At 70.9% G+C, this 12,475-nt stretch carries 11 protein-coding genes; 9 read left to right on the forward strand and 2 right to left on the reverse strand.

Annotated features, from left to right (window positions below; translation table 11 throughout):
• The first annotated feature begins 7 nt into the window (after positions 1-7).
• Both AC07OA_RS14910 and AC07OA_RS14915 read left to right on the forward strand, forming a co-directional pair.
• Positions 8-1,000, forward strand: a complete 993-nt coding sequence (locus AC07OA_RS14910) for an FAD:protein FMN transferase (RefSeq protein ID WP_494664593.1) — start codon at positions 8-10, stop codon at positions 998-1,000.
• Positions 997-2,544, forward strand: coding sequence for a sulfite reductase subunit alpha (locus AC07OA_RS14915; protein ID WP_494664594.1), 1,548 nt, complete (start codon positions 997-999; stop codon positions 2,542-2,544). The genes AC07OA_RS14910 and AC07OA_RS14915 overlap by 4 nt, the downstream gene beginning before the upstream one ends.
• Before the next feature lie 79 nt (positions 2,545-2,623).
• On the opposite strand, the gene mobA is transcribed toward AC07OA_RS14915, so the two are convergent.
• The gene (gene mobA, locus AC07OA_RS14920) at positions 2,624-3,148 is read right to left on the reverse strand and encodes a molybdenum cofactor guanylyltransferase (protein ID WP_494664595.1); all 525 of its coding nucleotides are present in this window, start codon (positions 3,146-3,148) and stop codon (positions 2,624-2,626) included.
• Between the two features lie 125 nt (positions 3,149-3,273).
• Between mobA and xylR the strand changes: the two genes are divergently transcribed.
• From xylR to AC07OA_RS14955, 7 genes are all read left to right on the forward strand, one after another.
• Positions 3,274-4,335 carry a transcriptional regulatory XylR gene (gene xylR, locus AC07OA_RS14925; RefSeq protein WP_494664596.1) on the forward strand — a complete coding sequence of 354 codons (1,062 nt, stop codon included), beginning with the start codon at positions 3,274-3,276 and terminating at the stop codon, positions 4,333-4,335.
• The gene (locus tag AC07OA_RS14930) at positions 4,325-4,762 is read left to right on the forward strand and encodes a hypothetical protein (RefSeq protein ID WP_494664597.1); all 438 of its coding nucleotides are present in this window, start codon (positions 4,325-4,327) and stop codon (positions 4,760-4,762) included. Before xylR ends, AC07OA_RS14930 begins: the two co-directional genes overlap by 11 nt.
• A 155-nt stretch (positions 4,763-4,917) precedes the next feature.
• Positions 4,918-6,069 carry a fumarylacetoacetate hydrolase family protein gene (locus AC07OA_RS14935; RefSeq protein WP_494664665.1) on the forward strand — a complete coding sequence of 384 codons (1,152 nt, stop codon included), beginning with the start codon at positions 4,918-4,920 and terminating at the stop codon, positions 6,067-6,069.
• A 32-nt stretch (positions 6,070-6,101) separates the two neighbouring features.
• Entirely contained in the window at positions 6,102-6,848 is a 747-nt protein-coding gene (gene xylB, locus AC07OA_RS14940; protein WP_494664598.1) for a D-xylose 1-dehydrogenase, read from the forward strand.
• A gap of 145 nt (positions 6,849-6,993) precedes the next feature.
• Positions 6,994-7,866 carry an SMP-30/gluconolactonase/LRE family protein gene (locus tag AC07OA_RS14945; RefSeq protein ID WP_494664599.1) on the forward strand — a complete coding sequence of 291 codons (873 nt, stop codon included), beginning with the start codon at positions 6,994-6,996 and terminating at the stop codon, positions 7,864-7,866.
• On the forward strand, positions 7,856-9,634 hold the full coding sequence (gene xylD / locus AC07OA_RS14950) for a xylonate dehydratase XylD (RefSeq protein ID WP_494664600.1): 1,779 nt from the start codon (positions 7,856-7,858) through the stop codon (positions 9,632-9,634). The genes AC07OA_RS14945 and xylD overlap by 11 nt, the downstream gene beginning before the upstream one ends.
• Positions 9,635-9,975: 341 nt before the next feature.
• Entirely contained in the window at positions 9,976-11,229 is a 1,254-nt protein-coding gene (locus AC07OA_RS14955) for a serine hydrolase domain-containing protein (protein WP_494664601.1), read from the forward strand.
• A gap of 177 nt (positions 11,230-11,406) precedes the next feature.
• Here the strand turns inward: AC07OA_RS14955 and AC07OA_RS14960 are convergent, their stop codons facing one another.
• Complete coding sequence (locus AC07OA_RS14960) at positions 11,407-12,471, reverse strand: alpha/beta fold hydrolase (protein ID WP_494664602.1); 1,065 nt, start codon at positions 12,469-12,471, stop codon at positions 11,407-11,409.
• Positions 12,472-12,475 lie beyond the last annotated feature (4 nt).

Below are 12,475 nucleotides of genomic sequence, written 5' to 3' on the forward strand. Positions count from 1 at the left end.
CTCAACCGTGCCCCGCGTCCTCGTCCCCCTGCTCACCGAGCCGCCCGCCCGCCCGATCGGCGGCGCGGTGCTGGCGCTCGACGGCGCGACCATGGGCACGACCTGGTCGGTCAAGCTGGTGGCCCCACCGACGGCCAGCCCCGAGCGCCTGACGGCCATGGTCCAGGCCGAGCTGGACGCCGTGGTCCGCGAAATGAGCCCTTGGGAGCCGCTGTCGGACCTGTCGCGCTACAACCGCGCCGCCGCCGGCAGCTGGACGGCCCTGCCCCCGGCCTTCGTCCAGGTGCTGGGCCGCGCCCTGGAGATCGCCGAGCAGACGGACGGCGCCTTCGACCCGACCCTGGGGGCCCTGGTCGACCTGTGGGGCTTCGGCCCTCGCCCCTTCTCCGGCGCCCCGCCACAGGCCGCCGATATCGCCGGCGCCCGCGAGGCGGCCGGCCGCCGACGCCTGGTCCTGGACGGCGACAAGCTGTTCCAGCCCGGCGGCCTGCGCCTGGACCTGAACGGCATCGCCAAGGGCTTCGCGGTCGACCAGGCCGCCGCCGCCCTCGAGCGGGCCGGCGCGCGCTCCTACCTCGTCGAGGTGGGCGGCGAGCTGCGCGGGACCGGGGCCAAGCCCGACGGCTCGCCCTGGTGGGTGGAGCTGGAGCGCCCGCCCACCGCCAATGACGGCCTGCGCACCGTCGTCGCCCTGCACGGCCTGTCGGTGGCCACCTCGGGCGACTACCGCCGGTTCTTCGAGCACGACGGCCGCCGCTACGCCCACACCCTGGACCCGGCCACCGCCGCCCCGGTCGCCAATCCCACGGTCAGCGTCACGGTGCTGCATGCCGACTGCATGCGCGCCGACGCCTACGCCACGGCCCTGACGGTGATGGGTCCCGACGCGGCCCTGGCCTTCGCCACGGCCCACGGCCTGGCGGCGATGATCCTGTCGCACGGGCCCGCCGGGCTGGAGGAGCGGCTGTCGCCGGCGCTTTCGGCGATGCTCGACGCATGACCCTGCCCGCCTTCTTCGAAGCCCTGCCTCCCGAGGCCCGTCGCCTGTGGGCCGCCGGTCTGGTGGTGGGCCTCTATGTCCTGTTCTGCCTGTTCATCGCCGTGCGCCACGCGCTGCGCGGCCGGGCGGTCCGCCGCGCCGCCTCGGCCCTGTCCGGCGGGACCGGCGAGGCGATCCTGGTGGCCCACGCCAGCCAGACCGGCTTCGCCGAGGAACTGGCCATGGCCACCGCCAAACTGCTGGGCGAGGCCGGCGCGCGGGTGACGCTGAAAAGCCTGGCCGAGGTGAGCGTCGAGGACCTGACCACCGCCGGCAAGGCCCTGTTCGTGGTCAGCACCACCGGCGAGGGCGACGCCCCCGACACCGCCCGCCGCTTCATCCGCGACGTGATGGCGAGCGAGCCCGCCTTGCAGGGCCTGAGCTACGGCGTGCTGGCCCTGGGCGACAGCACCTACGCCCACTACTGCGCCTTCGGCCGGACGCTGGACGCCTGGCTGGCCCGCCACGGCGCGACGTCCCTGTTCGACCGGGTCGAGGTCGACGATGGCGATCCGGCCGCCCTGCGCCACTGGCAGGGCCAGGTCGGGGTGCTGGCCGGCGTCACCGACGCCCCGGACTGGACCCGCCCCCGCTACGGCCGCTGGCGGCTTGTCCAACGCCGCCGTCTGAACCCGGGCAGCCCGGGCGATGCGGCCTTCCATATCCGCCTGGAACCCCTGGACGCCGCCGACTGGCAGGCCGGCGACATCCTGGAGGTGGGCCCGCGCAACGACCCGGCCGAGGTCGCCGCCCTGCTGGCCCGTCTGGGCCTGGACGCCGCCGCCCGTGTGACCGCCGACGAGGCCTCCACTCTGGGCGAGGTGCTGTCCTGGCGTCGCCTGCCGCACGACGACACCGCGCCCGCGACGACGCCTCAGGGGCTGGTCGACGCCCTGCCCGCCCTGCCCCACCGCGAGTATTCCATCGCCAGCCTGCCCGCCGACGGCGGCGTCGAGCTGCTGGTCCGGGCCATGAAGCGCGCCGACGGCAAGCCGGGCCTGGGCTCGGGCTGGCTGACCGCCTTCGCCGCCGACGGCCAGGAGATCGCCGCCCGGGTGCGGACCAACCGCGCCTTCCACGGCCCTCAGGACGACCGGCCGCTGATCCTGATCGGCAACGGCACGGGCCTGGCCGGCCTGCGCGCCCATCTGAAGGCCCGCGCCACGGTGGGTCGCAAGCGCAACTGGCTGGTGTTCGGCGAGCGCACGGCGGCCCACGACTATTTCCACCGCGAGGAGATCGAGGCCTGGACCGCCGCCGGCGTGCTGCAGCGCCTGGACCTGGCCTTCTCCCGCGACCAGGACCGCAAGGTCTATGTCCAGCACCGTCTGCTGGACGCCGCCGAACCCCTGCGCGCCTGGGTCGCCGACGGCGCGGCGATCTATGTCTGCGGCTCGCTGGAAGGCATGTCCGGCGAGGTGCACGCGGTGCTGGTTCAGGTGCTGGGGGCGGAGACGATGGAGCGCCTGGCGGACGAGGGGCTGTACCGGCGGGACGTCTATTGAGGCCGGGGACATGCACTTGTGCGTGTCCCCACCAGACGCAGTGCGAGATTTGGGGACACGCCGCAAGGGCATGTCCCCGTCAGCGACCTGACAAAGCCGCCCGCTCTTCCGGCGTATTGGCGCCCTGCAGCCTGACCCGCACGGCCTCTTCGCACGGCAGCGCCGCCAGCCCCGCCGCCTCCACCAGCCGTCGCAGCGGCCAGCCGGCTTCGGCTTCGGCGGGCAAGGCGTCCAGGGCCACGACCATCGGAACCGGCAGGCCCTCGTAGAACGCGCCTGCCCCCGCCAGCAGCGGCGCCAGATCCTCCGCCGTCGCGGTGGGCGCGTCGACCGCCAGCACCAGCATCCGGATCAGCCCCGTCGCCGCCAAGGCCCGCGCCCCGGCCAGCACCCCACCCACTGGGCCCGCGCCGGGCGTGTCGTCGGCCACATGGTCCAGACCGTGGTCGCGCCCCACCGTCAGCACGCGGACAGCCCCGACCGCCCGGGCCAGGTCGGCGACGCGATCGACGGCCCGGCGGCCGTCCCAGTCGAGCAGGGCCTTGTCGGCGCCCATCCGCGAGGAGGCGCCGCCGGTCAGGATGATGGCTCCGAAAGGGGTCATGGCCCCAGACTAGGCCAAGGCCGAGGCCGCGTCAGCCGACCCAAGGTGAGCATGGCGGGAAGCTCGACTTTCAAGACGCCCCCGAACGGGTCTAGTGTCCGCCCCAATCAAGGGACGGAACTTCTATGAACGAACGGAACGAACGTCAGCGGCGCCGCACGACCCAGAGCGCGACCATCCGCGACGTGGCCGCCCTGGCCGGGGTGTCGCCGATGACGGTGTCGCGGGTGATCAACCGCGAAGCGACGGTGAAGTCCGAGACCAAGGCCCTGGTCGACGCGGCGATCCGCGACCTCAACTACGCCCCCAACCCCGCCGCCCGCAGCCTGGCCGGCAGCGCCCCGTTCCGCATCGGCCTGCTCTATGACAACCCCTCGACCGGCTATTTGTCCGAATTCCTGGTCGGGGCCCTGGACGAGAGCAGCCGCACGGGCGCCCAGGTGGTGATCGAGAAGTGCGCCGAGCCGGAGCTGGCCGGCGCCACCCTGACCCGCCTGCTGAAGACCGGCGTCGACGGCCTGATCCTGCCCGCCCCGCTGTGCGAGAGCGCCCAGGTCCTGGCCGAGGTCAAGGCGGCCGGCGCCGCCGCCGTCGCCGTGGCCCCCGGCATGCCCAGCGCCGACATGGCCACCATCCGCATCGACAACGAGGCCGCCGCCTTCGAGCTGGCCCAGCACCTGCTGGCCCTGGGCCACAAGCGCTTCGGGGTCATCAAGGGCCATCCCAACCAGACCGTCAGCCAGCAGCGCCTGGACGGCTTCCTGGCCGCCCTGAAGGCCGCCGGCGTGCCGCTGGAGGCCGTGCGCGTCGAGCAGGGCTACTTCACCTACCGCTCGGGCCTGGAGGCCGCCGAGCGGATCCTGGCCCTGGACGAGCGGCCCACCGCCATTTTCGCCGGCAACGACGACATGGCCGCCGCCACGGCGGGCGTGGCCCATCGCATGGGACTGGACGTGCCGGGCGACGTCTCGATCGTCGGCTTCGACGACACCTCCATCGCCGCCAACATCTGGCCGGCCCTGACCACCGTCCACCAGCCCATCGCCGCCATGGCCCGCGCCGCCGTCGACCTGGTGCTGGAGGAGATCCGCCGCACCCGCAGCGGCGGCGGCGAGCCCAAGCAGCTGGTGCATCCGCACACGGTGATCGTGCGGGATTCGACGGGTCCGGCGCCGGGTGAAAGCTGACCGCCTTTCAGAATCGCGGACCAAGCCCTGGCGGGTCGCCGCGGCGATCGTCCTGGTCCCGCTGGCGATCCTGGCCGCGGCGCAGCTCCTGGCCGGCGGGCTGGGCCACTTCCTGAACCCGGCCGCGCCGCCGCCGGGGACGGAGTTGTTCACGGGCCTGACCGACGACTATGCGGTGGGCGAGACCTTGGTCACCGACCGCCTGGACCGGCGTTTTCCGCTCGGCGTCCCGGCCCGGAACCTTGAGACCTATCTGCTGGCTCAGGGCCTGCGCCCTTCTCCAGCAGCCGTCGCCGGCGAACACAACCTCAGCGCCGTTTGGGGTCGCAGGATCTGCGGCCAACGTCTGGACGTGTCCTGGAAGGCCGATCAGGACGCCCGGTTGGCCAGCCGCCGCGTGGTTTATTGGAATTCGGGCTGCTTCTAGGCCCCGCCACGGTCTCCGGCCCGCCGCCGGACCTCTCATAATTGTAATGTTAAATCGCCGACTTGCGCGATGATACATGTTAGCGCTAACAGATGTGCGAGACGAACGAGCGTGGCCGCGACCCGGTCCCAACGCTCGACGAGGGAGAAGACGTGGTGGGCATTTCGGAGTTCCTTCCTGACGATTGGCGCGAGGCGACCCTGCTGGGCCGCATCGACTTCGGTCAGGGTCCGACGCCCGTCCTGATCCGCGCCGGACGCATCGAAGACGTCAGCAAGATCGCCCCCACCACCTCGGACCTGATGAACGCCTTCGCCCCCGGCGAGGCGATTCCCGCCGGCGTCGACCTGGGCGCGCTGGAAGCGCTGGACGTGCGTCCGGTCTGGGCCGATCCCGAGGGCGCGGCCGCCAAGCTGCTGGCCCCGCTCGACCTGCAGGTGCTGAAGGCCGCCGGCGTGACCTTCGCCGTCTCGACCCTGGAGCGGGTGATCGAGGAGCGCGCCCGGGGCGACGCCGCCGCCGCCCTGAAGATCCGCGAGCAGCTGTCGGCCAGCATGGGCGGCGATCTGAAGAGCGTGAACCCGGGCTCGGACGGCGCGGCCCGCCTGAAGGCGACTCTGATCGCCGACGGCCTGTGGTCGCAGTATCTGGAAGTGGCCATCGGCCCCGACGCCGAGATCTTCACCAAGGGCCCGACCCTGTCCTCGATGGGCTGGGGCGATCATGTGGGCGTGCGGAGCGACAGCCACTGGAACAATCCCGAGCCGGAAGTCGTGCTGCTGTGCGACGGCCAGGGCCGCATCCGCGGCGCCTCGCTGGGCAACGACGTCAACCTGCGCGACTTCGAGGGCCGCTCGGCCCTGCTGCTCAGCAAGGCCAAGGACAACAACGCCTCCTGCGCCATCGGCCCGTTCTTCCGCCTGTTCGACGACGGCTTCGGGCTGGACGACGTCCGCTCGGCCGAGGTCACGCTGAAGATCACCGGCCGCGACAACTTCGTGCTCGACGGCCACAGCAACATGAGCCTGATCAGCCGCGACCCTGCCGTCCTGGCGGGTCAGGCGTTCGGCAAGCAGCACCAGTATCCCGACGGCTTCGCCCTGTTCCTGGGCACCATGTTCGCCCCGATCCAGGACCGCGACGCGGCCGGCCAGGGCTTCACCCACAAGGTCGGCGACCGGGTGCGGGTGGCGACCCCCAAGCTGGGCGTGCTGGAGAACGAAGTGACCACCTGCGATCTCGCCGCCCCGTGGACGTTCGGCGTCTCGGCCCTGATCCGCAACCTGGCCGGCCGAGGCTTGCTGTGACCCGCGAAATGACCCGTCCCGAAGTGAAGCGTATGATGTCAGCCATCTATCCCAGCCTGCAGGGCAAGCGCGTGGTCGTCACCGGCGGCGGCTCGGGCATCGGCGCGGGTCTCGTGGCGGGCTTCGCGCGCCAGGGCTCCGAGGTGATCTTCCTGGACGTGGCCGAGGAAGATTCCAAGGCGCTGGCCGCGCAATTGGCGGGCTCCAGCATCGCCCCGATCTTCATCCGTTGCGACCTGACGGACCTGGACGCGGTGGCCAAGACCTTCGCCGACATCGGTCCCATCGACGTGCTGGTCAACAACGCCGGCAACGACGACCGCCACAGCCTGGCCGACGTGACGCCCGCCTATTGGGACGAGCGCATGAACGTGAACCTGCGCCACATGCTGTTCTGCACCCAGGCCGTGGCCCCGGGCATGAAGGCGCGCGGCGGCGGGGCGGTGATCAATTTCGGCTCGATCAGCTGGCACCTGGGGCTGGAGGACCTGGTCCTCTACGAGACCGCCAAGGCCGGCATCGAAGGCATGACCCGGGCCCTGGCTCGCGAGCTGGGCCCCGACGACATCCGCGTCACCTGCGTGGTGCCCGGCAACGTCAAGACCAAGCGCCAGGAGAAGTGGTACACGCCCGAGGGCGAGGCCGAGATCGTCAAGGCCCAGGCCCTGAAGGGCCGCCTGGTCCCCGACCACATCGCCTCGCTGGTGATGTTCCTGGCCTCGGACGACGCCTCGCTGTGCACGGGGCACGAATACTGGATCGACGCCGGCTGGCGTTAGGTCGGCGGAAGACCCCCTCCGGCCCTTCGGGCCACCTCCCCCAGAGGGGGAGGATCTGGTCCCAGTCAATGCTCCCCCTCTGGGGGAGCTGTCGCGAAGCGACTGAGGGGGTATACCGCGCTGGAACTGTAGAGGAGCGTCGCGCATGCCCACCCCCACCTGCGTCTGGGACCTGAAGGCCACCCTCGGCGAGGGGCCGATCTGGTCGGCCGAAGAGCAGGCGGTGTGGTTCGTCGACATCAAGAGCCACAAGGTCCACCGCTTCCATCCGGCCAGCGGCGAAACCGCCAGCTTCGACGCCCCCGACCAAGTGACGTTCCTGGCGCCGCGCGCCGGCGGCGGCTTCGTGGCGGGGCTGAAGAGCGGCCTGCACCACTTCCATCCCGAAACCGGTTTCGACTTCATCGGCCTGATCGAGGACGCCGACCTCAACAACCGTCCCAACGACGCCACGGTCGATCCGGAAGGCCGGCTGTGGTTCGGCACCATGCACGACGCCGAGACCACCCCGACCGGCGCGCTCTATCGCCTGACCGCCGCCGGCCAGCCGGTGCGCCAGGACGGCGAGATCTGCATCACCAACGGCCCCTGCGCCTCGCCCGACGGCAAGACCTTCTACCACACCGACACCCTCGAGAAGACGATCTGGGCCTACGACCTGGGCGCGGACGGCCAGCTCTCGAACAAGCGCCAGTTCTTCAAGGTCGAGATCGAGGACGCCTGGCCGGACGGCTCGGTGGTCGACGCCGAAGGCTTCGTCTGGGCGGCCCTGTGGGGCGGCCACGGCGCGATCCGCATCTCGCCGGCGGGCGAACTGGTGGACCGCGTGACGCTGGACGCCATCAACGTCACCAAGCCCTGCTTCGGCGGGCCCGACCTGAAGACCCTCTATTTCACCACCGCCCGCAAGGGCCTGAGCGACGAGCAGCTGGCGCAGTATCCCCTGTGCGGCGGCCTGTTCGCCCTGCCCGTGGCCGTGGCGGGCCAGCCGCAATACGAGGTGCAGCTTGACCTCTGATCGTACCCCTCGCCGGTTCCGCTCGCGCGACTGGTTCGACAATCCCGACCATATCGACATGACCGCCCTCTATCTGGAGCGGTTCATGAACTACGGGATCACGCCCGAAGAGCTGCGCAGCGGCAAGCCGATCATCGGCATCGCCCAGACCGGCAGCGACATCTCGCCGTGCAACCGCATCCACCTGGACCTGGTCAGCCGGGTGCGGGACGGCATCCGCGACGCCGGCGGCATCCCGATGGAGTTCCCGGTCCATCCGATCTTCGAGAACTGCCGTCGCCCGACGGCGGCCCTGGACCGGAACCTGTCCTATTTGGGCCTGGTCGAGACCCTGCACGGCTATCCGATCGACGCCGTGGTCCTGACCACCGGCTGCGACAAGACCACCCCGGCCGGCATCATGGCCGCCACCACGGTCAACATCCCGGCCATCGTCCTTTCCGGCGGTCCCATGCTGGACGGCTGGCACGAGGGCGAGTTGGTCGGGTCGGGCACGGTGATCTGGCGCTCGCGGCGCAAGCTGGCGGCGGGCGAGATCAACGAGGACGAGTTCATCCAGCGCGCGGCCGACAGCGCCCCCTCGGCCGGCCACTGCAACACCATGGGCACGGCCTCGACCATGAACGCCGTCGCCGAGGCCCTGGGCCTGTCGCTGACCGGCTGCGCGGCCATCCCCGCCCCCTACCGCGAGCGCGGACAGATGGCCTATCGCACCGGCCAGCGGATCGTCGACCTGGCCTATGACGACATCAAGCCCAAGGACATCCTGACCCGGCAGGCGTTCGAGAACGCCATCGCCCTGGTCGCGGCGGCCGGCGGCTCGACCAACGCCCAGCCGCACATCGCCGCCATGGCGCGGCATGCGGGACTTGAGATCACCGCCGACGACTGGCGTGCGGCCTACGACATCCCGCTGATCGTCAACATGCAGCCGGCCGGAAAATACCTGGGCGAGCGCTTCCACCGGGCCGGCGGCGCCCCCGCCGTGCTGTGGGAGCTGCTGCAGCAGGGCCGCCTGCACGGCGACGTGCTGACGGTCACCGGCAAGACCATGGCGCAGAACCTCGAGGGTCGCGAGACCAAGGACCGCGAGGTGATCTTCCCCTACGCCCAGCCCCTGGCCGAGAAGGCCGGCTTCCTGGTGCTGAAGGGCAACCTGTTCGACTTCGCCATCATGAAGTCCAGCGTCATCGGCGCCGACTTCCGCGAACGTTACCTGTCGACGCCCGGCCAGGAAGGCGTGTTCGAGGCCCGGGCCATCGTGTTCGACGGCTCCGACGACTACCACGCCCGCATCAACGACCCGGCCCTGGAGATCGACGAGCGCTGCATCCTGGTGATCCGGGGCGCGGGCCCCATCGGTTGGCCCGGCTCGGCCGAGGTGGTCAACATGCAGCCGCCGGACCACTTGCTGAAGAAGGGGATCATGAGCCTGCCCACCCTGGGCGACGGCCGCCAGTCAGGCACCGCCGACAGCCCCTCGATCCTCAACGCCTCGCCCGAGAGCGCGGTGGGTGGGGGCCTGTCGTGGCTGCGCACCGGCGACACCATCCGCATCGACCTCAACACCGGCCGCTGCGACGCCCTGGTGGACGAGACCGTGATCGCCGCGCGCAAGGCCGAGGGCATTCCAGCCGTGCCCGAGACCATAACCCCCTGGCAGGAGATCTACCGCGCCCACACGGGCCAGCTGGAGACCGGCGGGGTGCTGGAGTTCGCGGTGAAATACCAGGACCTGGCGAGCAAGCTGCCGAGGCATAATCACTGAAGGATGCCGGGGGGCGAACACTTGCCCCCACCTGGCGGCTTCGCCGCCTGTCCGCCCCCATAGGGGGCGGAGCCTCGCGCTTTCGAGCTCTTCCCCCTATGGGGGAAGACGACCGCGAAGCGGTCCGTAGGGGGCAAGTATCCCGTGGCGCCGCCCTAGACCCTTGCCCCCTCGCCCCAAACCGCTAGGACATCCCCCTCCCCGTCGCGCGACGCGGATTCGACACCATTCGGCGTCAGCCTCGCGGCGGCGACGATTCGGCGAGCAGACGACTGACCAAGTTCTACAAGACGAGGCAAAACACCTACGCGTTCCGCCGCCGGCCCGGCTGGCGGACGGCGGTGTCGGTGGTGGCCCTGGGGGTCGTGCTCGGCCTGGGCGGCGTGACGATCTCGCGCTGCTCGCACGCGCCCCAGGACAAGCAGGTGGCCGCCACGGCGACGCCCGACGGCCCCGTCGCCTTCCCGGCCGTCGCCCTGCCGACCGCGCCGCACGACTGGCGCGGCCAGATCGACTATCGCGCCCTGGACGCCCGCATCCGCACCATGATGGCCGACCGGTCCATGGAGGGCCTGGCCATCGCCGTGGTCGAGAACGGCCGGCTGTCGTTCGTCCAGGGCTACGGCCGCACCTCGCCCGACAACGGCCAGAAGGTCGAGGCCGACACGGTGTTCCGCTGGGCCTCGCTGTCAAAGACCGCGGCCGGCACGCTGAGCGCGCGCCTGGCCCAGGACGGCGCCTTCTCGCTGAACGACCCGCTGGGCAAGTTCGGCGTCAGCCTGCGCCTGCCGGGCAACGCCCAGGAGACCCTGACGGTCGAGCAGCTGCTGTCCCAGCGCACGGGCCTGCCGCGCAACGCCTATGACGGCTGGCTGGAGGGCGGGCGCGATCCGAAGATGATCCGCGAGAGCCTGGGAACCGTGCCGCCCCAGTGCCCGCCGGGCACGTGCCACAGCTACCAGAACATCGCCTACGACACGATCCGCGAGGTCGTCGAGACCGCCACCCGCCACGCCTATGCCGACGAGGTGCGCCAGCGCCTGTTCGCGCCCTTAGGGATGACCAGCGCCAGCGTCGGCCTGCAGGGGCTGGAGACGGCCAAGTCCTGGGCGCGGCCCTCGCGCGGCGGCCGGGCCATGAAGTTGTCGGAAGCCTATTACCGGGTGCCGGCGGCGGCGGGGGTCAATTCCGACATCGTCGACCTGTCGCGCTGGATGCAGGCCCAGATGGGCATGGCCCCCGGCGTCCTGCCCGCCCCGGTGCTGGAGCAGATCCAGCGCCCGCGCGTCAACACCGGCCGGCCCTATGGCAACTCGCCCCTGGGCCGTTCGCTGGAGCATCCCGGCTACGGCCTGGGCATGCGCAGCTTCACCTACAAGGGCCACCGGCTGATCGGCCACAGCGGCGCGGTGGACGGCTATCGCTCGACCATGATGTTCGACCCCGCCAGCAAGACCGGCGTGGTGATGCTGTGGAACAGCGAGGCCAGCCTGCCCTTCAAGCTCCAGGCCGAGGTCTTCGACCTGGCGTATCGGCAGCCGTTCACGGACTGGCTGCAGCTGAAGAGCGGAGAGCAGGCGCCGGTCGCGCCTTAGCCACCGCCCCACGCTCTCAATTCAACCGTCATTCCCGCCCTTGTGGCGGGAACCCCTGGTTCAGCTGAACCGTGAAGCGCCTTGGCGCGCTGGCGCGCCACACCCATGCCCTTGCGGCGGACAGAGGGGTTCCCGCCACAAGGGCGGGAATGACGGCCGTAAAGGTGAATGGTCGCCCTAGTTCGCGCCCTTCCCGATCTGCGGCAGCACCTTGGTGTCCAGGATCCGGCGTTGCGCGGCCGCCATCGGCGGGTTGGGGTCGTGCCCCGTCCTAGGCAGTAGCACGAAGGCCTTGTCCGGGGCCTGGATCGTGTCGAACCAGGCGCGGGCGACCTCGGGCGTCGAGACTAGGTCCTGTTCGCCCAGGATCACATAGACCGGCAGGTCGAACTTGGGCCCCAGGGCGTAGAGGTCGGTCTTGGAATACATCCCCTCGCCGTGCATCCCCACGAACTCGATGTAGGAATAGTCCTCGCCGCCGGTGTAGTCGGCCTGAGCCTTGTCGGTGGCGTAGGCGGGGGCCAGCTCCATCCAGGCCTCGGGAGCCGGATCGGTGGCGGCGCGCTCGTACTTCCGGGTGACGCGGCGGATAATCCCGAAGGCGCGGGGATTGGTCCAGGGCGGCGGGCCCAGGGCCTCGATCTTGCCCACCGAGTCCGCGTCGCCGGCGGCTTTCGCCAGGGCCAGGGTCTTGTCGTACGAGGCCTTGAGGTTGTCGGCCGAGCGGGCCAGGTGCGACGAGCCGATATAGGCGTAGAACAGGTCAGGCCGCGCCTTGGCCATGTGGGTTCCCAGGATCGAACTCCACGAACCGCCCATCAGGATCAGCTTGCGCTTGCCCAGGTGCTGGAGGGCGTAGGTCGCCACCTCGACGCCGTCGTCGCGCAGGCGCTCGACCGTCAGGTGCTCGTCCTCGGCCGGCGGATTGCGACCATAGGTCATGCCCGCGCCGCGCTGGTCCCACTGGACGATGACGAAGTCCTTCTCCCAGGCCTGGAAGTACGGGTGGGCGTAGGGGGTCATCGGATTGCCCGGCCCGCCGTGCACCATCAGGATCGCGGGCTTGGAGCGGTCCTCGCCGTGGATGGTGACCCACTGCTCGATGCCGCCGATGCGGACGAAGCCCTCTTCGTGGATGGGCGCATGGGCCGGCGCCACGGCCGCGACCGGCGCGGCGGCCAGGGCCATGGAAGGCGCGCCGGCCAGGGCCAACGCCGCGGCCATAAAGAGAGATTTAGACATGACG

It is taken from the genome of Caulobacter sp. GW821-FHT09B08 (assembly GCF_059418225.1).